Raw genomic sequence first — 20,670 nt, 5'->3', positions numbered from 1 at the left:
TTAAGGGATGGGGCGGCGCAAAAGGAAGAAACGCCTATGCGATTACAGCCGGCACGTGTGTTCGGCAAGGGGGCGTCGATTCCCAATGGGGCCCGGCATGAACAGAATAGCCCCGAGGCGGCCGTCGGCCGCCTCGGGGCTATTCGCAACGTGATGGCCGGGCGTTGGCCCGACGACTCAAGCCTTGGCCTGGCGCTCTTGCCAGGCGGCGTAAAGCGGTGTCGTTTCGGCATCGTCGATCGGCACATGGCGGAAGCGCATCGCCTGCTCGGCGAGCGGTTTTGCCAGTTCCGCATAGATCGCTGCGGTCGAGAGGCCAAAGGGTTCGGCGTCGGCATTCGAGTTCGCATAGGCGATCTCGGTGATCCCGGCCATGCGCATGGCCGCCAGGCACATCGGGCAGGGCTGGCCGCTGGCATAGACGGCGGCGCCTTCGAGCCGCGGGGAACGAAGGTTTTGGGCGGCGGAACGCAACGCGTTCAGTTCCGCATGCGAGGTGGGGTCGCCGGATGACAGCATCTCGTTGACGCCGCGACCGACGATCTCGCCATCCTTGACGACGACGGCGCCGAAGGGGCGTCCGCCTTTCTCGATGTTGCGGCGGGCAAGCGTTACTGCCTCGGCCAGATAGGTCTGTTCCTGGGTCATGAGAGTTCTTTCTAGCGTGCGCCGGCGTCGGCCAGCAGCCTCTCGATCTTGCCATAGCCGCGCTGGCGGGCATGGGTCAGCGGGCTGACACCCTCGCCATCGGCAAGGTTCACGTCGGCGCCGGCCTTGATCAGCAGGCGTACGATCTCGGTGTGCTTTTCACCGCCACTGCCGAGGATGATGGCTTCGAGCAGCGCGGTCCAGCCGAGGCGGTTGACGTGATCGACGTCGATGCCGGCTTCGATCAAGGTCTTGACGGTCTCGACATGGCCGCGCTCGGCGGCCGGGATCAGCGCCGTTCCGCCATAGCGGTTGGTGCTCTTAAGGTCGGCGCCATTGGCAAGCGTCAACTTCAGGATGTCGAGATGCCCACGCGCGCCGGCATAGAGATAGGGGCTGTCCTGGATCTTGTCCTTGGCGTTGACGTCGGCGCCGGCCTCGATCAGGGCACGCGCCGCATCGACGCGATTTTCATGGGTGGCGGCGAGCAGCGCCGTCGCACCGCTGGCGTCGCGCGCTTCGATGCTCGCGCCTTCCTTGAGCAGCGCCTTGACCTTGTCTGGATCGCCGGTCTCGGCGGCGGAGATCAGCTGGTTTTCAAGCATCGAGGCCCCCACGGTTTGAGGTGCAAGGCTGAAGGCGGCAATGGATGCGCCGATCAGCGAGCCGAAAAGTCTTGGTCGCATTTGTTCTTTCCGATCATGCGGGCCGGCCGAATGGGTCGGTCGATCGCAATGGTTCCGGTTAAGAGCGGACGAGGAAACCTCGAAAGGGCTCCATCCGTGCCGCTCTTGCTCATCGCAATCTCGTGCTTACTTGAGCCGATCCGTGACCTTTTCAAGGGCGCAAGACACGCGTCGTCGCCGAACCTCTCCCGCGCCCGGCGTGGCCCTCCCGTGTGCGACCATAGGCAGTGCCGCATTCATTTGGAAATTAAATGTATGAATGCTATCAAGTGGAAATATGAATGCTCAACCTTTCGATCTGGATCTGCTGAAAGCCTTCGCGGCGGTGGCCGATTGCGGCGGTTTCACCGCTGCGGCCGGCCGGCTCAATTCCACCCAGTCGACCGTCAGCCAGAAAGTCCTGCGGCTGGAAGAGCAGGCCGGCCATCGGCTGCTCGAGCGCAGCCATCGCCAGGTCCGCCTGACGGAAGCGGGCGAGCAGTTGATCGGCTACGCGCGGCGCATGCTGGCGCTGGACGCGGAAGTGCGGCAGCTTCTCTCGGGCGCATCGGTTGCCGCGACGCTGCGCCTCGGCCTGCCCGAAGACTTTGCCGCCGGCCGCACGACCAGCACACTCGCGGCCTTTGCCCGCCGCCACGAGAACGTCAGACTCGAAGTGACGAGCGGGCTCAGCCGCGAGCTGCGGTCGCTCTATGATCGCGGCGAGCTCGATATCGTCGTCGTCAAGCAGCGCCGCGGCACGGGCGATGCCGTGAAACAGTGGCAGGAAAGCCTGTGCTGGATCGACAGCGCCGCCCATCCTGTTCTGGCGCTCGATCCTCTGCCGCTCGTCGTCTTTCCGCCGCGCGGCCTCTATCGCGACGACATGGTGGCGGCACTGGATGCCTCAGGGCGACGCTGGCGCGTGAGTTATACCAGTTCCAGCCTCGCCAGCATTCAGTCGGCGGTCGCCGATGGGCTGGGCATCAGCCTGCTGCCGGCCCGCGTCGTCCACGACCGGCACCGGACGGTGGGGCCGCAGCAAGGACTGCCGATGATCGAGACGATGGAGATCGCCCTCTATTACCGGCCCGAGGCCGGCGCGCTGGTCACGCAGCTTGCCGAAGACCTCTCGGCGCTCATCGGCGATGACAGTCGGGACGAGGTATGACCTCGCCTTCGTAGCTCACCCCAATCCGTCGGCGGAAATGTCCAGAACGGTATCAGAGCATCGAGCGGCTGAGGCCGCCATCGATGGGCAGCGCCACGCCGGTGATGTAGCTTGCCTGACGGCCCGCGAGGAAGGCTGCGGCCGCCCCGAATTCCGCCGGCGTGCCGTAGCGGCCGATCGGGATGTCGCGTTGGCTGCGGGCTGCGACCGTCTCGATATCGAGCCCTTCGCTTTCGGCGTCCATCCGGTCGAAGCTGAGCGTGCGGTCTGTGGCAAGCCTTCCGGGCAGAAGCAGGTTCACGGTCACGCCGTCGGCAGCGACCTCGCCGGCGAGCGTCTTCAGCCAGCCGGCAACCGCACTTCTGAGCGCATTCGACGCGGTGAGCCCGACGATCGGTTCGCGGATACTGGTGGAGGCGACGGCGATGATGCGCCCGAACTGGCGTTCCCGCATGCCGGGCAGCAGCCGGCCGGCGATGCGCATGCCGGCCAGCACCATGGTCTCGAATTGCGCCCGCCAGAAGTCCGGTTCGATGACCGAGGCAGGTGAGGGCGGCGGCCCGCCGCCATTCAGCACCAGAATGTCGATCGCGCCGAAATCGGCTTCGAGCTGGTCCAGCAGGCCATCGAGGCTTTCGGGCTTCGAGAGGTCGAGGGCGTAGCCGCGCGCCGAAGGGCTGATGTCGCCTGCCACCTTGGCCGCCGATGTCGCGTCGCGGCCGGTCAGCGCCACGATGACGCCTTCGCCGGCGAGAGCCTCGGCAATGCCACGCCCCAGCCCCTTGCTGCCGCCGAGCACCAGCGCGCGTTTTCCAGCGATACCAAGATCCATGACCGACCCTCCTCGATTGCGGAATTCAGAATGGCTTGGCATCCGAGCTACACCAGATTTTCTCGCAGCGGAATCGTTTTGACGTCAGTGGATGTCGGAATGCAAAAGCCCGGCCGCACCGCGGCCGGGCTCTCAAGCGCCCTCCCTCATTCTGTCGCTTAGCGGCAGATGCGGATTTTCTTGTAGTAGCGGTTGCCGTAGCTGTCGTAGCGCTTCACCGTCTTCAGGAAGCAATAGGGTTCGTCCTCGTAGTAGTAGGGTCCGCCATAATAGCTGCCGACGTAGCCGACACGGCCGCTCCAGCCATGACCGTAGTAGCCGTTGCCGAAGCCGATCGAAATACCACCGGCCTGCGACGGTGCTGCAAAGGAGATGGCAGCGGTAATGGCGACAGCGGCTGCGACGATGAACTTGCGCATGATGATCTCTCCTCCGGATGGGTTGGGATGAGCCTTCGTCATCCATGAGACGAAAGTCGCATGAAGCCGAGATATTCGCAGTTCCGGATGGAACAGGATGCTGCCGGCGGTTGCGCTGAACCGCGATCGGCCGGCCACAGTCCGTGCCGGTTGCCGGCCGTTGCGGCCTTCAAGCGGCCTTCGGCGCCGCAGGTTCACGAATGCGGGCCATCGCGAACACGTCGGCCAGCACACCGTTCCTCAGCGCATAGGCCCGGTGCGTACCCTCCATCTCGAAGCCGGCCTTGCGGTAGAGTGCGATCGCGGGCTCGTTGTCGATAAAGACCGTAAGCTCGATGCGGCTGATGCCGAGCCAGTTATCGGCGGCGTCGATCAGAGCGGTCAGCAGCGCCTTACCGATGCCCTCGCCGCGATGGTCGTCGTCGACGCTGATCCCAAGGGCCGCGGAATGATGCCGGCGCCCCTTGCTGCGATGCAGTCCGGCCATGCCGAGGATCCGGTCGGCGCGCTCGGCGACGATGACGACGCTGTCGTCCGAGAGGCTCTCCAACCACTTGCGTGTCTGTTCCGGGGTGGCGAACGGCTGGCGCAGCGTGCCCGAGCGGATGCCCGGCTGGCTCATCAGCGCCGCGATCGCTTCGAAATCGACGACGCGGGCCGCGCGGATGTTGATATCTGAAGGGTCGGTTGCGTCAGTCATTGTTTCCTCTCTTTGGTTCCGAGGAAACAGGTCCCAACCCTGCTCGGCTCGGCAGGGTTGGTGGGGGACATTTCGCTTAAGTCAGCGCAACAGGTCTCCCGCACACCCCTGGGGTATGCGTGCAAAGCACCATGGTGAGAATAGAGCGATTATCCATGCGGGAAGGATAGCAAGCGTGGGTAGAAAGACAAGCCCGCCGCGCCGGTTCGGGCGCGGGCGGGATCAGGTCACCTGCCAGGCGATATAGGCGAGCGTGGCGGCGATGAGCCACAGCGCGATGCGGCCGGAGCGCGTGTGTTTCGCTTCCGCCTTGCCGATCGCATGCGCGGTCTCGGCGTCGAAGCGCAGACCGTTTTCGCTCATCGCCATGATCTCGCTCGAAAACTTCTCCGTGCGGGCGGCGATTTCGGGCGCGGCTTCAGCCAGCCTGAGTGCGGCATGCAGGCCGTCGCGCAAATCGGTGACGATGCGCTTCGGTCCGAGATTGTCGCGGATCCATTTTCCGACGACCGGCTCGGAGGCCTTCCACATGTTGAAGCGCGGATTGAGCGTGCGTGCGACCCCTTCGACGACCACCATGGTCTTCTGCAGCATGACGAGCTCGGGGCGCGTCTGCATGTCGAAGAGCTCAGTGACCTCGAAGAGCAACGTCAGCAGCTTCGCCATCGAAATGGTTTCGGCCGGCTGGCCGTGGATCGGCTCGCCGATCGCGCGGATCGCCTGGGCGAAACTCGCAGCATCGTGGTGCGAAGGCACATAGCCCGCCTCGAAATGCACGTCGGCCACGCGCTGGTAGTCGCGGGTGATGAAGCCGAAGAGGATCTCGGCCAGGAACCGGCGTTCCTTCTTGCCGAGGCGGCCGACGATGCCCATGTCGACGGCGACGATATGGCCGGCATCGTCGACGAAGAGATTGCCCTGATGCATGTCGGCATGAAAGAAGCCGTCGCGCAGGGTGTGGCGCAGGAAGGACTGGATCAGCACTTCGGCTAGAAGGTTGAGGTCGTGGCCTGCGGCCTTCAAGCCCTCGATGTCCGACATCTTGACGCCGTCGATCCACTCCATGGTGACGACGTCGCGCCCGGTCCGCTCCCAGTCGACCTTCGGCACGCGGAAGCCGGAATCGTCCTTGGTGTTCTCGCCAAGCTCGGAAAGGGCGGCCGCCTCCAGACGAAGATCCATCTCGATCTTCGTCGTCTGTTCCAGCGTCTTGGTCACCTCGACCGGCTTCAGCCGGCGGGTGTAGGGCAGGAAACGCTCCTGCATGTGGCTGACGAGATACATCGCCTCGATGTCGGAGGCGAAGCGCTGCCGCACGCCGGGACGGATGACCTTGACCGCGACCTTCTCAGGGCCGCTGTCGCGCATCACGATCGCCGGGTGCACCTGAGCGATCGAGGCCGCGGCCATCGGCTCGGAAAACTCGGCATAGAGATCATCGACCGTCCGGCCGAGTGATCCCTCGATCGCGGCCTTCGCCTCGTTCTGCGGGAAGGTCGCCATGCGGTCCTGCAACAGCGACAGGTCTGCGGCAAACTCCGCGCCAACGACGTCGGGGCGGGTTGCGAGGAACTGGCCGATCTTCACATAGGAGGGGCCGAGCCGGGCGACGGCGCGCGACAGCCGGTCGCTACGCTCCTCTCCCGGTACTCTGCGCCGCGCCAAAAGTCCGGCCGCCTTCTGGGCGAAACGGGCAAAGGGTGGCAGGTGCTCCGTCGGGACGGCCGAGACGACGCCTTCGCGCACGAGAACCCAGCCGATCCGCGCGAGGCGGATATATGCTCCAGGCGTGCTCATCGGGATCAGATTTTCCAGCCGGAATGCAGCGCTGCGATGCCGCCGGTGTAATTGGTGAAGGAGACGCGCGAGAAGCCCGCTTCCTTGATCATCGTCGCGAAGTCCTTCTGGTTCGGAAACTTGCGGATCGATTCCACCAGATACTGGTAGGGCGCTTCATCGCCGGTGATCAGCTTGCCGAACTTCGGGATCGCGTTGAACGACCAGGCATCATAGAAGCGGTCGAGCAGCGGCATTTCCACTTCGGAGAACTCCAGCACCAGCAACCGGCCGCCGCGCTTCAGCACCCGGTATGCCTCCCTCAGCGCCACGTCGATGCGCGGCACGTTGCGGATGCCGAAGGCAATCGTATAGGCGTCGAAGGTATTGGCCTCGAAAGGCAGGTCCTCGGCATTGGCTTCGACGAAATCGAGATTGGCGGAGAGCTTCTTCTTCTCGGCGCGCTCGGCGCCGACGGCCAGCATCGAGCCGTTGATGTCGAGCACCGTCGAATGCGCCTTGCGGTCGGAGGCTTCGATGATGCGGAAGGCGATATCGCCGGTGCCGCCGGCAACGTCGAGCGTCCTGTAGCCCTCGCGGCGTGGCGGGTTGAGGGCCGCGATCATCGCATCCTTCCAGGCGCGGTGCAGGCCGGCCGACATCACGTCGTTCATGATGTCGTAACGCTTGGCCACCTTGTGGAAGACGTCGTTGACAAGCGGCTGCTTCTCGCCCGTGCCGACGTTGCGGAAACCGAAAGATGTTTCCATGCCGCCATCGGCCGATACGCGCTGATCCGTCATACGAAGAACTCCACCTGAACCAATTTTTCCGGCACCATAGCGAAAAGGCCCGTCACACGCTATCTCGTGGGCGGGACTGCGGCTGCGGCATAGCGCACCCCTATAGGATAAGAAGGCCGCCAAGGAAATGCCAACCACCGCATCCGGTGGCTGAGATCGAAGGAGTGCATTCATGCCGGAGTTGCCCGAGGTCGAAACCGTCAAGCGCGGCCTGGCGCCGACCATGGAAGGCGCGCTGCTCGTGAATGCGGAATTGCGCCGTCCGGATCTCAGGTTTCCGTTCCCGGAGAATTTCTCCTCGACCGTTGCCGGCCAGCGCATCGTCTCGCTGTCGCGCCGCGCCAAGTATCTGATGATCGATCTGGAAGCCGGCGACGTGATCATCGCCCATCTGGGCATGTCCGGTTCCTTCCGCATCGAGGCGGGGCCGGCGGCAACAACGCCCGGCGAATTCCACCATCCGCGCGGCAAGGATGAAAAGCACGATCACGTCATCTTCCATCTCGACGGTGCGCAAGGCCCGGTGCGGGTGATCTACAACGACCCGCGCCGCTTCGGCTTCATGGACCTTGCTCGCCGCGACACGGTGGCGAGCCACGCCTATTTCCGCGCGCTCGGCGAGGAGCCGACCGGAAACGTGCTCGATGCCGCCTATCTCGCCGCACGCTTTTCCGGCAAGGCGCAACCGCTGAAGGCGGCGTTGCTTGACCAGAAGAACATCGCCGGTCTCGGCAATATCTATGTCTGCGAGGCGCTCTGGCGCTCGCACCTGTCGCCGCTGAAACCGGCCGGCGCGCTCGTCGACAAGCGCGGCAAGCCGAAGGAAGGGCTCGTGCGCCTGACGGATGCGATCCGCGAGGTCATCGCCGATGCCATAGCCGCCGGAGGATCGTCGCTGAAGGACCATATCCAGGCCGACGGCTCGCTCGGTTACTTCCAGCACTCCTTCTCCGTCTATGACCGCGAAGGACAGGCTTGCCGCACGCCCGGCTGCGACGGTACGGTCGCCCGCATCGTGCAGGCGGGACGCTCAACCTTCTATTGCCCGCACTGCCAGAAATGAACGCCAGTCCGTGAGCGGTCTGGTGCATGAACCGGAGGAAACAGAAATGACCTACGAAACGCTGCTGGTCGAAACACGCGGCCGCGTCGGCCTGGTGACGCTCAATCGTCCGCAGGCGCTGAATGCGCTGAACTCGACCGTGATGCGCGAGCTTGCCGCGGCGCTGAAGGCCTTCGACGCCGACAAGGAGATCGGCGCCGTGGTCCTCGCCGGCTCGGAGAAGGCGTTTGCCGCCGGCGCCGACATCAAGGAGATGCAGGCGCTCGATTTCGTCGACAGCTATCTCGGCGACTTCATCGGCGGCTGGGACCAGGTGGCGGCAGCTCGCAAGCCTTTGATCGCTGCCGTTTCCGGCTACGCGCTTGGCGGCGGCTGCGAGCTGGCGATGATGTGCGACTTCATCATTGCGTCCGAGACCGCGAAGTTCGGCCAGCCGGAAATCACCCTCGGCGTCATTCCCGGCATGGGCGGCTCCCAGCGCCTGACGCGCGCCGTCGGCAAGGCGAAGGCCATGGACCTGGTGCTGACCGGCCGGATGATGGATGCGGCCGAGGCCGAACGCGCGGGACTCGTTTCGCGTGTGGTGGCGCCGGAGAAATTGATGGAGGAAGTGCTCACCGCTGCCGAGAAGATCGCCTCCTTCTCGCTGCCCGCGGTGATGATGGCCAAGGAGGCCGTAAGCCGCTCGCTGGAGCTGACGCTTGCCGAAGGCCTGCGTTTCGAGCGTCGGCTCTTCCACTCGCTGTTTGCGACCGAAGACCAGAAGGAAGGCATGGCCGCCTTCGTCGCCAAGCGCAAACCGGAGTTCAAACATCGCTAGCCCAGAGCACGGCGCGCAGATTCTGGAAATTGCGCGTTGACGGGGCGGCGGTTTCCCGCTATACGCCGCCCTCAGTTTGGAACGCCATTCTGGGCTTTCCGGAAATACTCCCGAATTGCTTTGATGACAGGTCGCAGTGACCCGGCACGGCGAGGGGCGGAGTTCATGTCAGTTTTCGAAGAGAGGCACAAATGGCCAATACAACTTCGGCGAAAAAGGCGACCCGCAAGATCGCACGCCGCACCGCAGTGAACAAGGCCCGTCGTTCGCGCGTTCGCAACTTCATCCGCAAGGTCGAAGAAGCGATTGCAACCGGCGACCAGGCAGTTGCAGCCGCAGCGCTCAAGGCAGCTCAGCCCGAGCTGATGCGCGCAGCCACCAAGGGCGTCCTGCACGCCAACACTGCATCGCGCAAGGTTTCGCGTCTTGCACAGCGCGTAAAGTCGCTTTCGGCCTAATCCGGCTAAGAAAAATCTGTTAATCGAGAGCCCGGCCCTTGCGCCGGGCTTTTCGGATTCATACTTCTGTCATCGCGATGGTTAATCTGGCGGCTTGGGCTTATGTCAGTGCGATGACAAGATTTATATAATTATTTCAATGGCTTGTGAGAGGTCCTTATCAAAAGGATGTCTCTGACTGGGGCTCCGTTCGGCCCATTCTGAGTCAAGCGAATTTTTATTTTTTTTCTTTTTCGCCAGCTAAGCAAAGAGCGAAAAATCAAAACCCTTGATTCAACAGGGATTCTTCTCGGACTCGGAATGCGGCAAGCAAATGGCGGCCGGAGAGTCAACGGCCAGCGCTTAAGGTTGCGTAAAAATCGCGATTGATCTTGCCCATCGATCCTGCCTAAATGCCCTCCACAGGGGACACGGACCACATCTGTAAAAAGAAGCAAAAGAGGCCATTTCGAAGAAATGGTTTCGATGTTTCTGTCCTTTGTATCAGGGCGGCTCCGCGTCGTTCAATCAGACAAGTCGAAGGTGAAAAAACCGGATGGTTCATACCACTCCGGACGGGAAACTTTCGTCCTGTGATTGTGAGGCGGCCATCTGCAGCACCTGCGTCCGGTCGGACGCCTAGAGGTCGCTGCGGCGCTTTGACGGCTGCCTGTCTTGCCCTTTGATCGGCTACGACAAAGGAGAGATGCAGGAGGCCTCGATGGAGGGTGCAAGCGGCGCCCGACGCGAGGCCAAGGTCCAACGCGCGGCTCATCGCTTCGTACGAGGGTGCGACGAGCTGTTGACGAGGAGGAGGATCCGGTACGGCGCGGGAGCGCGTCGAAGGGATTGTTGACGAGAGGCGCGAGGGGACATCCTCCGGCCCAGCAGGGCAGGTGGGTGCGCGTAGCGCGCAGCGAGGCGGGAGATGAGGAGCCCGGCGTCGTCTGCGACTGTGACGTTCGGCGAAAGCGGCATGGCCCATACGGGCGCCGCGGTCGACGGACATAAGAGATGAGGCCGGCAGCGATGACGGCATCTGAACATGAATTGGAAGGCGGCAAAATGCAGATGAATTTGGTGACGGCGGGCGCACTTCAGAAAGAAGGAGACGCATTTCAAGCCGGAAGCAATCTATCTCAGGCGGCGGGGGAAAAAACCGACATGAGGCACGACGCACTGTTCGAGCGGGTAAGTGCGCGTCTCAAAGCTCAAGTCGGTCCGGATGTCTTTGCAAGCTGGTTTGGGCGTCTGAAGCTCCATTCCGTATCCAAGAGCGTTGTGCGCCTTTCGGTGCCGACCACGTTCCTGAAGTCCTGGATCAACAACCGTTATCTTGACCTCATCACCTCGATCTTCCAGCAGGAAGACGGCGAGATCATGAAGATCGAGATCCTGGTGCGCACGGCAACCCGTGGCGCCCGTCCGACCACCCAGGAAGAAGCGCTGCCGCAGGCGGCAGAAGCAGCTCCGGCTCAGCCCGCGCGCCGTCCGGCCGCAGCCCAGCCGGTGGCAACCGTTGCCGCGGCGACTGTCGCAAGCATGCAGAGGCCGACCCAGGCGCCGCTCTTCGGCTCGCCGCTCGACCAGCGCTACAATTTCGAAAACTTCGTCGAGGGTTCCTCGAACCGCGTGGCGCTTGCCGCCGCCCGGACGATTGCGGAAGCCGGCGCCGGTGCGGTGCGGTTCAACCCGCTCTTCATCCATTCGAGCGTCGGTCTCGGCAAGACGCACCTTCTGCAGGCGATTGCCATCCAGGCGCTGCAGAGCGCGCGTGCGCCGCGCGTCGTCTACCTGACGGCCGAATACTTCATGTGGCGTTTCGCCACCGCGATCCGCGACAACGACGCGCTGTCCTTGAAGGAGTCGCTGCGCAACATCGATCTCCTGATCATCGACGACATGCAGTTCCTGCAGGGCAAGTCGATCCAGCATGAGTTTTGCCACCTGCTGAATATGCTGCTCGATTCCGCCAAGCAGGTCGTCGTCGCAGCCGACCGCGCACCGTGGGAACTGGAATCGCTCGACAGCCGCGTTCGTTCGCGTCTCCAGGGCGGCGTCGCCATCGAGATGGACGGCCCGGACTACGACATGCGCCTGGAAATGCTGAAGCGCCGTCTGGACACGGCCCGTCAGGACGACGGTTCGCTCGACATTCCCGGCGAAATCCTGAGCCATGTGGCACGCAACGTGACCGCCAGCGGCCGCGAACTGGAAGGTGCCTTCAACCAGCTCCTGTTCCGCCGCTCCTTCGAGCCGCAGCTCTCGCTCGAGCGCGTCGATGAATTGCTCGGCCACCTCGTCAACGCCGGCGAACCCCGCCGCGTGCGCATCGAGGACATCCAGCGCGTCGTCGCCAAGCACTACAACGTCTCGCGCCAGGAGCTCGTCTCCAACCGCCGCACCCGTGTCATCGTCAAGCCGCGCCAGATCGCGATGTATCTGTCGAAGACGCTGACGCCGCGCTCCTTCCCGGAGATCGGCCGTCGCTTCGGCGGACGCGACCACACGACCGTGCTGCACGCCGTGCGCAAGATCGAGGAGCTGATTTCGGGCGACACCAAGCTCAGCCATGAGATCGAGCTGCTGAAGCGCCTGATCAACGAATAGTCGAGGCGCATTGCCGCAAAAAAAGCCCGGGTTCGCCCGGGCTCTTTTATGTTACCGGACCGCTTTCAGTGCCGGCCGCGGCGGACGCTTGGTCGCCGCATTCCCCACACCCTGCTCGGCTCGTGCCTGTTCGATGATCCAGGCGCGAAAGGCCGTGACCGGCGGGCGGTCGAGTGCGGCCGGCGGGTAGACGAGATGGTAGGCAAGCCCGGTCATCACGCCCTCAGGGAAGGGGGCTTCCAGCACACCCTCCGCAAGCTCGCGCGTGACCAGCGACAGGCGCACCAATGCAACGCCGTCGCCGGCCTTGGCCGCCTCGATCGCGCCGTTGCTGTTGACGAAGACCGGCCCTCGCCCGGCGTCCACCCCGTCGGCGCGCGCCGCATCCAGCCACAGCCTCCAATCCTGACGATGGACGTCGTGCAAGAGCACATGCGCGGCAAGGTCACCCGGCATGTCGAGTGGGTTCCTGGCCCGTAGGGCCGGGTGAAGGACCGGCACCGGGTCGTCATCGATCAATCGTTCGCTCACAAGACCGTCATAGCGGCCAAGCCCATGACGGATGGCGATGTCGACCCCATCGCTGTTGAAGTCGGTCAGCCGATTGGTGGTGCTGATGCGCACGTCGATGCCGGGCACCTGTAACTCGAAGGCGCCGATGCGCGGCACCAGCCATTGCGCGGCAAAGGTGGGCGTGCAGCTGACCGTCAGCACCGGCGCACGCTTGCGCGCCGTCAGTTCCTCGGTCGCCTCGCGCATCATTCGGAACGCGCGTCTGAGCGTTGCGAAATAGGTGCTACCGTCCTCCGTCAGCGCCAACTGTCTCGGCCGGCGCTCAAACAGCGTCACTGCTAACGCCTGCTCCAGTTCGCGCACCTGCAGGCTGACGGCGCCAGGCGTCACGTTCAGTTCTTGCGCGGCCTTGGTAACGCTTAGATGTCGCGCGGTGGCCTCGAAGGCGCGAAGCGAGGCAAGCGAAGGAAGGTATGTCGACATGGTTTAGACAAACTCAATCATGCGGCGAGAAATGATCGTTTGTTCGAAGCCCAATATCCTGAGAATAATGGCACAAAGTCAAGATGGTCGATGCCATCACGGTTTAGCCTGACAAACAAACGAGGGTTAAGGCAATGACACAAGCAACGCAGGCCAAGGTCATGGGCTCCCGGGAATGGGGCATGTTGATCCTGCTCTCCATTCTGTGGGGCGGTTCCTTCTTCTTCATCGGCGTCGCCGTCAAGGCGTTGCCTCCGGTCACGATCGTGGCGCTCCGCGTCAGTCTCGCGGCGCTCGCGCTGCTCGCCTTCGTTCGGTTGATGGGACTGTCGATGCCGCGCGACCCGCGCGTTTGGCTCGCCTTCTTCGGGATGGGGCTGCTCAACAATCTCATCCCTTTCTCGCTGATCGTCTGGGGGCAGACGCATATCGCAAGCGGCCTTGCCTCGATCCTCAACGCCACCACGCCGCTGTTCGGCGTGATCGTCGCGCATCTCCTGACCGATGACGAGAAGCTGACAGCCAACCGGTTTGCAGGCGTCGTCGTCGGCTTCCTCGGGGTCGCGATGATGATTGGCCCGGCAGCGCTCGGTGGGCTCGGTTCGAACCTGCTTGCCCAGGTCGCCGTGCTCGGCGCAGCGCTCTCCTATGCGCTCGCCGGTGTCTTTGCCCGCCGCTTCAAGCGCATGGGCGTGGTGCCGATCGTGACGGCGACCGGTCAGGTCTCGGCCGCAAGCATCATGCTGGTCCCGCTGTCGCTGCTGATCGATCATCCCTGGACGCTTCCCATACCCGGCTTCGACGTCTGGGCGGCGATCGTCGGCATCGCGCTGATTTCCACGGCGCTCGCTTACGTCCTGTTCTTCCGCATCCTGGAAACGGCCGGTGTCACAAACCTGATGCTGGTGACCTTCCTGATCCCGGTCAGCGCCATCCTGCTTGGCGCTTTGTTCCTCGGCGAAACGCTGGAACTCAAGCACTTCCTGGGCATGACCTTGATCGCGGCCGGTCTGGCGGCGATCGACGGGCGGCTTCTGCGCCTCTTTTCCCGGCCGGCCATCGACACCAAGTTAGAGTGCCGCGACAACGCTTGAGCATTTCTGATTTGCACGCATTGCGGGCCGGTGGGCGAAAGCACCACCGGCCCTGTTTTTTTCATCCGGGTTGTCGGCTATTGCTTGCCGCCACCGTCTTTGTTTCAGGAGCTGGAGTTCCGATGCTTTACGCCGTGTTTTGCTACAATCAAGAAGATGTCACGAACGCCTGGACCAAGGAGCAGGACGAAAAAGTCATGCATGATCTGTTGGCCGTACAGAGCAAATATGCGGAGGCAGGCCGGCTTGGGCCGGTGGCGCGCTTGATGCCGACGACGGCGGCGACGACGCTCCGGCACAGTCACAGCGAGACGATCGTAATCGATGGCCCGTTTGCCGAGACGAAAGAGCAACTGCTCGGTTTCTATGTCATCGACTGTGCGTCTCTCGATGATGCGCTCGAGTTCGCCCGTGATCTGAGTTCTGCCAATCCGGCCGCCGGCTCCTATGAAATCCGTCCTCTTGCCATCTACAAACCCAGTGAGCTTGCTTCATGACAGACACAGCCTGGATAGACCTCGCTCTCGTTTCGGCCCGGCCGCAGGCCGTGGGCGCGCTGTTGCGCTATTTCCGCAACCTCGACACTGCCGAAGAAGCGTTTCAGGAGGCCTGTATCCGGGCTTTGAAGACCTGGCCGAAGAGCGGCCCGCCGCGCGACCCCGCCGCCTGGCTGATCTTCGTCGGCCGCAACAGCGGCATCGACAAGGTGCGCCGCCAGTCCCGCGAGACGGCGCTGCCGCCGGAGGAAATTCTTTCCGACCTCGAGGATCAGGAGGGCGCGCTCGCCGACCAGCTCGACGGCTCCCACTATCGCGACGACATTCTTCGCCTGCTGTTCGTCTGCAGCAATCCGGCGCTGCCGGCAACGCAGCAGATCGCGCTGGCGCTGCGCATCGTCTCGGGCCTTTCGGTCAAGCAGATCGCCCGCGCCTTCCTCGTCAGCGAGGCGGCGATGGAACAGCGGATCACGCGGGCCAAGTCGCGTGTCGCGGCCGCCGGCCTTGCCTTCGAGACCCCGGATGCGGCCGACCGGTCAGATCGGCTCGCCGCCGTCGCCACGATGATCTACCTCGTCTTCAACGAGGGCTATTCGGCGATGAACGGCCCGGAAAGCGTCTCGGCCGACCTGTGCCAGGAGGCGATCCGGCTCGGACGCCTGCTGCTTCAGCTTTTCCCGGCCGAGCCGGAGATCAAGGGGCTGACGGCGCTCATGATGATCCAGCATTCGCGGGCGCGCGCCCGCTTCGACGCCGATGGCGCCGTCATCCTGCTTGATGACCAGGACCGCAGCCTGTGGGACCGCTCGCTGATCGACGAGGCCTTGGCGCTGATCGACAGGGCGATGCAGTACCGCCAACCGGGCGCCTACCAGATCCAGGCGGCGATCGCGGCGCTGCATGCCCGCGCCGAGCGTGCGGATGAGACCGACTGGGCGCAGATCGACCTGCTCTACCAGGCGCTCGAGCGGCTGCAGCCCTCTCCGGTGATCACGCTCAATCGCGCAGTGGCGGTTTCGAAGCGTCAGGGGCCGGAAGTCGCGCTGGCGATGATCGCGCCCTTGGCGGAAAAGCTCTCCGGCTATTTCTATTTCCATGGCTTGAGCGGCCATCTCCTGAAGCAGCTCGGCAAGGTCCGCGAGGCGCGTGTGGCCTTCGACCATGCGATTGCGCTTGCGACCAACGCGGCCGAATGCGCTTACATCCGCATGCAGCTCGACAAGCTCGATGAAACGCCTGGTATCGAGATCTCCGAAAGAAAAATCTGACGGTGCCTGTCGGGATCCCTCATGCGCTTTCGTCCTTGGACCGAGAACGAAATCCAAGGAGAGAAATCAGTGACCACCAGCCTCGTTATGCCCGCCCCAACGGCAAAGTCGATCATCCTCGGCCGCTTCCTCAGCGGCGTGCTAGTCGCCTTCCTGATTTTCGATGCCGTCATCAAGCTTGTGCCGCTTGCTGTCGTCACCGAAACCATGGTCGCGCTCGGCTATTCCGCCGACCAGGGTCTGGCGCGGCTGCTCGGCATTCTCACATTGTTGTGCACGGTGCTCTATGTGATCCCGCGCACCTCGATCCTCGGCGCCATTCTGCTCACCGGCTATCTCGGCGGGGCGATGGCGACGCATCTGCGGGCCGGCAGCCCGCTCTTCACCCATCTGCTTTTCGGCTTCTATCTCGGCGTGATCGCCTGGGGCGGCCTCTGGCTTCGGGATCCGCGGCTGCGCGCCCTCATTCCCTTCAGCAACTGACAGAAACGGAGCGCTCGAAAGACGACCCTGACCAAAACAGTCAACGACTACATTGCCGGCCTCTCCGGTGTCCCGGCCGACGTGGCGAAGCGCCTGCATGGTGCCCTCCTGGCCACAGGCGCGCTCAATGACGCCGTCAAATGGGGCCATCCCATCTATGAGGCCGGCGGCGCGGTCTGTCTGCTCAAGGGGGCAAAGGATTACGTGACCTTCGGTTTCTGGCGCGGCGCCGAGATGCTTGATCTCGACGCACGCCTGGAGAAGGGCGGCGGCAAGGGCGACATGGCCTATATTCGCCTGCGCACCACCGATGACGTGGACGACGCTCAGGTCGCCCGGCTGGTGGCTAGGGGCATCGAGCTCAACCGGCTGAAGGGCGATCCGATGAAAGCCGCCTAGACGAAACAAACTTGCATCGTGGCCGAAGAAACAGAGCGCCTTTATCGGCTGCGATGCAATATCTCTTCACGGGAACAGGAATTCACGCCAGATCCCGCGAGGCAGCCATGATCCTCTACTATCAAACCCACTCTCCCTTCGCCCGCAAGGCGCTTGTCTTTGCTCACGAGATCGGCCTTGCCGACCGGCTGAAAGTCATCCACCACGAGACGAGCCCAACGCGGCGCAACGACGAGGTCTATGCCGAAAACCCGCTCGGCAAGGTTCCGGTGCTGTTGCGTGAGGGCGAAGAGCCGATCTTCGACAGCGATGTCATCTGCGCCTATCTCGATACGCTGCACGAGGGACGCAAGCGGATCCCCGAGGTCGGCGAACCTCGATGGCGGGCGCTGCGCATGCAGTCGGTGGCGCAGGTTCTTGCCCAGACCGGGATCGGCTTGCGCTGGGAGTGGGAGAGGCGCCCCGAACATCTGCGCTATCCGGAACTCGCCAAGGGCTACGAAGAAAAGATCGAGGCGACCTACGATTGGCTGGAGCAGACGTTATCGCCCGAGGAAGACGTGGATATCGGGCAGATCGCGCTGGCGACGGCACTGTCCTGGATGGCGTTTCGCAACCTGCCGTCGTTTCGCAACCGTCCGAGGCTGACCCGCTGGTTCGATGCATTCGAAGGCCGGCCGTCGATGCAGGCCACGCCGCTGTCAGGTGAAACGTTCGATTGAGTCTGTAGCCGGCGAAGACCGCCTGCCCTCAGGGGCAGGCGAGATCCGCGACCACGGCGTCGAGGATCAGCATGCCGGCCGGCGTGCAGCGCAGGCGCGAATTGCCCAGCCGCTCGATGAAGCCGTGATCGATCAGGAACTGCTCGCGCTCCGGGTCCGGGTCGCGGCCGGACAGCGTCTGCCATCGCGCCAAGTCGACGCCTTCCTTGAGGCGCAGACCCATCAGCAACAACTCGTCGGACTGTGCTTCGAGATCGAGGGATTCCCGCTCGATCATGCCGTGACCATGGGTCTCGACGAGCCGCAGCCATTCCTCCGGCTTGCGCTCCGTAGAGGTAGCGATCTTGCCATTGCCGATGCCCAGGCGCCCGTGGGCGCCCGGGCCGATGCCGGCATAGTCGCCGTAGCGCCAATAGGTGAGGTTGTGCCGGCTCTCGGCACCCGGGCGGGCGTGGTTTGAAACTTCGTAGGCCGGCATGCCGATGGCGGCGGTAATGTCCTGCGTCGCCTCGTAAAGCACTGCCGACTGCTCGCCATCAGGCACGATCAGCTTGCCGGCCTTGTGCAGGCCGTAAAAGGGCGTGCCTTCCTCGATCGTCAGCTGGTAGAGCGACAGATGGTCGACCGCATAGGAGACGGCTTCCTTCAGCTCACGCTCCCATTCTTCGACCGTCTGGTTCGGACGGGCATAGATCAGGTCGAAGGACATGCGCGGGAAGATCTCGCGCGCCAGCCGGATCGCCTTCAGCGCGTCCTCGACATTGTGCAGCCGTCCGAGGAACTTCAGATCGCGGTCGTTCAGCGCCTGGACGCCGAGCGAGACGCGATTGACACCGGCAGCGCGGTAGCCGTGGAAACGCGTCGCTTCGACGCTCGACGGGTTCGCCTCCATGGTGATTTCGATGCCGTCTGGCACATGCCAATGGCGAGCGATGCCTTGGAGGATGGCATCGACCGTCGACGGCTCCATCAAGGACGGCGTGCCGCCGCCCATGAAGACGCTGGTGACCGTGCGCGGGCCGGAGAGTTCGCGCACCTCTTCCATTTCCTTAAGGAAAGCTGCAACGAAACGCGGCTGGTCCACCGGCTGGTGGCGCACATGGCTGTTGAAGTCGCAATAGGGGCACTTGGCCGCGCAGAACGGCCAATGCACGTAGACCCCGAAACCGGGGTCCATGCCGTCACCGATCGCCGATAGCGTGGCAGTTTGCATTATTGCGTCTCTCATGGTCACTTTCAGTAGAGAGCGGGATGCGGGCGGAAAACCGCACGCACTTTTCCTCATCCCGCTCAGATCAGGCTCCGAGGCAGGTCTCGGCAAAGATCTTGAAGGCGCGGGCGCGGTGCGACAGAGCCTCTTCGTCACCCGGTTTCCAGCCGTGTTTCTCGTCGGCGCTCATCTCGCCGAAGGTGGTCTCGTAGCCCTTGGGCTGGAACACCGGATCATAGCCGAAGCCCTGGCCGCCACGCGGCGGCCAGACGACGAAACCTTCGACCTCGCCGCGGAAGAGCTCGACATGACCGTCCGGCCAGGCAAGGCAAAGAACCGAGACGAAACGGGCGGTGCGCTCGGAAGGCGTTTTGGCGCCTTTCTCCTGCAGCGCATCTTCGACCTTCTGCATGGCCATGGCGAAGTCGCGGCTGCCATCTTCGCGCTCGGCCCAGTTGGCCGTATAGACGCCGGGCGCTCCATCGAGCGCGTCGATTGCGAGACCAGAATCGTCCGAAAGTGCCGGCAGGCCGGAGGCCTTGGCCGAGGCGAGCGCCTTGATCGCGGCGTTCTCCTCGAAAGTGGTGCCGGTCTCGTCGGGCTCGATGAAGTTGAGGTCTGCGGCCGACTTCGCCTCGAAGCCGAGCGGGCCGATGAGATCGCGGATTTCGCGGATCTTGCCGGCGTTGTGGCTGGCGACGATCAGCGTCTTGTTGTCCAGTTTGCGCATGGTGTCTCGTTTCGTGTTCATTCGATGGACCAGAGGCCCGGTTCCGCACATTCAAGGCTGTTGCCGGCCGGGTCGCGGAAATAGAAGGACCGCGCCCCGTTCGGCCAGCGGGTGTCCGCTTCGATCGCGATGCCCGCCGCTTCCAGTTTCGCCTTCCAGGCGTCCAGCGCTGCGGCGGAAACCCGGAAGCACATGTGGCCCTGGCCGCTCGTGCCGTGCGGGATCGGCGGCTTCAGCGTTTCGGCCGGATTGAAAATCAAAAGCACGCCCGGTCCGCAGCGATAGAAGACGTGGCGGTTGCCGGCACGCGTGATCTTTGCGAGCCCGAGAATGCCACCGTAGAAGGCCTCGGCGGCATCGAGATCACCCACGTAAAGGGCGGTCTCGAGAATGCCTTCCAGCGCCGGGGCCATCTTGACGTTCCTTCCTCAGCCGGCGATCGCCTGCTTCTGCAGCGCGACCAGTTCGGCAATGCCCGTCTTGGCAAGGCCCATCAGGCTCGCGAATTCCTCTTCCGAGAACGGCTTGCCTTCGGCCGTGCCCTGGATCTCGACGATGCCGCCGGAGCCGGTCATAACGAAGTTGGCGTCGGTCTCGGCAGCGGAATCTTCGAGGTAATCGAGATCGATCACCGATTGGTTGGCGAAGATGCCGCAGGAAATGGCCGCGACATGATCCTTCAGGACCTTCTCGACCTTGACCATGTTGCGGGCTTCCATCCACTTCAGGCAGTCGTGGAGCGCGATCCAGGCGCCGGTGATCGAGGCAGTGCGCGTGCCGCCATCGGCCTGGATGACGTCGCAGTCGATCGAGATCTGGCGTTCGCCGAGCGCCGGCAGATCGACCACGGCGCGCAGCGACCGGCCGATCAGCCGCTGGATTTCCTGGGTGCGACCGCTCTGCTTGCCGCTGGCTGCCTCGCGCCGCATGCGCTCGCCGGTGGCGCGCGGCAGCATGCCGTATTCCGCCGTCACCCAGCCCTTGCCGCCATTGCGCAGCCAGGCCGGAACCTTTTCCTCAAGGCTTGCGGTGCACAGCACATGCGTGTCGCCGAACCGCACCAGACAGGAGCCTTCCGCATGCTTGGAAAAATTGCGCTCGAAAGAAACCTTGCGCATTTGATCGGTTTTTCTGCCGGATGGCCGCATCGTCAACTCCTATCGTATCTCGTGAGCCTTCTACTGCATAATTCCCTAAATCGAAATCGATTTAGGGACAAAATTATGCAGCAGTTTAAGGTGCTGCAGCGACCTTTAGCGCGTCCAAGGATGCGCGGCGCTGCAGAGCATGGCAGAGGTAAAGGGATCCGGTGGAAAGCCGGACATTC

The 20,670-nt window shown here is 63.4% G+C and carries 23 protein-coding genes; 11 read left to right on the top strand and 12 right to left on the bottom strand.

Annotated elements, in window-relative coordinates:
* Positions 1 to 177: 177 nt before the first annotated feature.
* The gene (locus IB272_RS03970; protein WP_112974799.1) at positions 178 to 648 is read right to left on the bottom strand and encodes a nucleoside deaminase; all 471 of its coding nucleotides are present in this window, start codon (positions 646 to 648) and stop codon (positions 178 to 180) included.
* An 11-nt stretch (positions 649 to 659) separates the two neighbouring features.
* On the bottom strand, positions 660 to 1,253 hold the full coding sequence (locus IB272_RS03965) for an ankyrin repeat domain-containing protein (protein WP_060608558.1): 594 nt from the start codon (positions 1,251 to 1,253) through the stop codon (positions 660 to 662).
* A 358-nt stretch (positions 1,254 to 1,611) separates the two neighbouring features.
* On the opposite strand from IB272_RS03965, the gene IB272_RS03960 reads away from it, so the two are divergent.
* Positions 1,612 to 2,484 carry a LysR family transcriptional regulator gene (locus IB272_RS03960; protein WP_060580646.1) on the top strand — a complete coding sequence of 291 codons (873 nt, stop codon included), beginning with the start codon at positions 1,612 to 1,614 and terminating at the stop codon, positions 2,482 to 2,484.
* A 52-nt stretch (positions 2,485 to 2,536) separates the two neighbouring features.
* Here IB272_RS03960 and IB272_RS03955 read toward each other — a convergent pair whose 3' ends face one another.
* The 5 genes from IB272_RS03955 to ubiE all read right to left on the bottom strand — a co-directional run bounded on the left by IB272_RS03955 (position 2,537) and on the right by ubiE (position 7,014).
* The gene (locus IB272_RS03955) at positions 2,537 to 3,316 is read right to left on the bottom strand and encodes an SDR family oxidoreductase (protein ID WP_060580647.1); all 780 of its coding nucleotides are present in this window, start codon (positions 3,314 to 3,316) and stop codon (positions 2,537 to 2,539) included.
* A gap of 158 nt (positions 3,317 to 3,474) precedes the next feature.
* Positions 3,475 to 3,735: a hypothetical protein gene (locus tag IB272_RS03950; protein WP_034797516.1), complete on the bottom strand. Its 261-nt coding sequence runs from the start codon at positions 3,733 to 3,735 to the stop codon at positions 3,475 to 3,477.
* Positions 3,736 to 3,904: 169 nt separating this feature from the next.
* On the bottom strand, positions 3,905 to 4,435 hold the full coding sequence (locus IB272_RS03945) for a GNAT family N-acetyltransferase (protein ID WP_060580648.1): 531 nt from the start codon (positions 4,433 to 4,435) through the stop codon (positions 3,905 to 3,907).
* Positions 4,436 to 4,657: 222 nt separating this feature from the next.
* Complete coding sequence (gene ubiB / locus IB272_RS03940; protein WP_090300967.1) at positions 4,658 to 6,232, bottom strand: 2-polyprenylphenol 6-hydroxylase; 1,575 nt, start codon at positions 6,230 to 6,232, stop codon at positions 4,658 to 4,660.
* A gap of 5 nt (positions 6,233 to 6,237) precedes the next feature.
* Entirely contained in the window at positions 6,238 to 7,014 is a 777-nt protein-coding gene (gene ubiE / locus IB272_RS03935) for a bifunctional demethylmenaquinone methyltransferase/2-methoxy-6-polyprenyl-1,4-benzoquinol methylase UbiE (protein ID WP_060580649.1), read from the bottom strand.
* 172 nt (positions 7,015 to 7,186) lie between these two features.
* Between ubiE and mutM the strand changes: the two genes are divergently transcribed.
* From mutM to dnaA, 4 genes are all read left to right on the top strand, one after another.
* Positions 7,187 to 8,077: a bifunctional DNA-formamidopyrimidine glycosylase/DNA-(apurinic or apyrimidinic site) lyase gene (gene mutM / locus IB272_RS03930; RefSeq protein WP_060519735.1), complete on the top strand. Its 891-nt coding sequence runs from the start codon at positions 7,187 to 7,189 to the stop codon at positions 8,075 to 8,077.
* A gap of 46 nt (positions 8,078 to 8,123) precedes the next feature.
* Positions 8,124 to 8,897 (top strand): enoyl-CoA hydratase, encoded by a 774-nt coding sequence (locus IB272_RS03925; protein WP_060580650.1) that lies wholly within the window; start codon positions 8,124 to 8,126, stop codon positions 8,895 to 8,897.
* Between the two features lie 191 nt (positions 8,898 to 9,088).
* Entirely contained in the window at positions 9,089 to 9,355 is a 267-nt protein-coding gene (gene rpsT / locus IB272_RS03920; protein WP_034797494.1) for a 30S ribosomal protein S20, read from the top strand.
* A 1,143-nt stretch (positions 9,356 to 10,498) separates the two neighbouring features.
* The gene (gene dnaA, locus IB272_RS03915; RefSeq protein ID WP_060519887.1) at positions 10,499 to 11,944 is read left to right on the top strand and encodes a chromosomal replication initiator protein DnaA; all 1,446 of its coding nucleotides are present in this window, start codon (positions 10,499 to 10,501) and stop codon (positions 11,942 to 11,944) included.
* 51 nt (positions 11,945 to 11,995) lie between these two features.
* Here the strand turns inward: dnaA and gcvA are convergent, their stop codons facing one another.
* A complete protein-coding gene (gcvA, locus tag IB272_RS03910) occupies positions 11,996 to 12,940 on the bottom strand; it encodes a transcriptional regulator GcvA (RefSeq protein ID WP_060580651.1) in 945 nt (314 codons plus the stop codon).
* 134 nt (positions 12,941 to 13,074) lie between these two features.
* On the opposite strand from gcvA, the gene IB272_RS03905 reads away from it, so the two are divergent.
* From IB272_RS03905 to IB272_RS03880, 6 genes are all read left to right on the top strand, one after another.
* Positions 13,075 to 14,034, top strand: coding sequence for a DMT family transporter (locus tag IB272_RS03905; protein ID WP_246810295.1), 960 nt, complete (start codon positions 13,075 to 13,077; stop codon positions 14,032 to 14,034).
* A gap of 122 nt (positions 14,035 to 14,156) precedes the next feature.
* Complete coding sequence (locus IB272_RS03900) at positions 14,157 to 14,531, top strand: YciI family protein (RefSeq protein WP_034797485.1); 375 nt, start codon at positions 14,157 to 14,159, stop codon at positions 14,529 to 14,531.
* The gene (locus tag IB272_RS03895) at positions 14,528 to 15,799 is read left to right on the top strand and encodes an RNA polymerase sigma factor (RefSeq protein WP_034797482.1); all 1,272 of its coding nucleotides are present in this window, start codon (positions 14,528 to 14,530) and stop codon (positions 15,797 to 15,799) included. The genes IB272_RS03900 and IB272_RS03895 overlap by 4 nt, the downstream gene beginning before the upstream one ends.
* 87 nt (positions 15,800 to 15,886) lie before the next feature.
* Positions 15,887 to 16,282 carry a DoxX family protein gene (locus IB272_RS03890; RefSeq protein ID WP_034797480.1) on the top strand — a complete coding sequence of 132 codons (396 nt, stop codon included), beginning with the start codon at positions 15,887 to 15,889 and terminating at the stop codon, positions 16,280 to 16,282.
* A gap of 81 nt (positions 16,283 to 16,363) precedes the next feature.
* Positions 16,364 to 16,681 carry a DUF1801 domain-containing protein gene (locus tag IB272_RS03885; protein ID WP_060580652.1) on the top strand — a complete coding sequence of 106 codons (318 nt, stop codon included), beginning with the start codon at positions 16,364 to 16,366 and terminating at the stop codon, positions 16,679 to 16,681.
* Between the two features lie 107 nt (positions 16,682 to 16,788).
* A complete protein-coding gene (locus IB272_RS03880; protein WP_060580653.1) occupies positions 16,789 to 17,403 on the top strand; it encodes a glutathione S-transferase family protein in 615 nt (204 codons plus the stop codon).
* Positions 17,404 to 17,431: 28 nt separating this feature from the next.
* On the opposite strand, the gene hemW is transcribed toward IB272_RS03880, so the two are convergent.
* From hemW to rph, 4 genes are all read right to left on the bottom strand, one after another.
* Positions 17,432 to 18,616, bottom strand: a complete 1,185-nt coding sequence (gene hemW, locus IB272_RS03875; RefSeq protein WP_060580654.1) for a radical SAM family heme chaperone HemW — start codon at positions 18,614 to 18,616, stop codon at positions 17,432 to 17,434.
* Positions 18,617 to 18,698: 82 nt separating this feature from the next.
* Entirely contained in the window at positions 18,699 to 19,343 is a 645-nt protein-coding gene (rdgB, locus tag IB272_RS03870; RefSeq protein ID WP_034797474.1) for an RdgB/HAM1 family non-canonical purine NTP pyrophosphatase, read from the bottom strand.
* Positions 19,344 to 19,360: 17 nt separating this feature from the next.
* Positions 19,361 to 19,756: a VOC family protein gene (locus IB272_RS03865; protein ID WP_034797471.1), complete on the bottom strand. Its 396-nt coding sequence runs from the start codon at positions 19,754 to 19,756 to the stop codon at positions 19,361 to 19,363.
* Between the two features lie 15 nt (positions 19,757 to 19,771).
* Positions 19,772 to 20,491 carry a ribonuclease PH gene (gene rph / locus IB272_RS03860; protein ID WP_034797469.1) on the bottom strand — a complete coding sequence of 240 codons (720 nt, stop codon included), beginning with the start codon at positions 20,489 to 20,491 and terminating at the stop codon, positions 19,772 to 19,774.
* Positions 20,492 to 20,670 lie beyond the last annotated feature (179 nt).

Origin of the sequence: Ensifer sp. ENS08, from assembly GCF_014852195.1 — a bacterium.
Taxonomy (GTDB): Bacteria; Pseudomonadota; Alphaproteobacteria; order Rhizobiales; family Rhizobiaceae; genus Ensifer; species Ensifer adhaerens.
The sequence above is the reverse complement of the archived record's forward strand: the minus strand, read 5'-3'. Positions and strand labels throughout refer to the sequence as shown.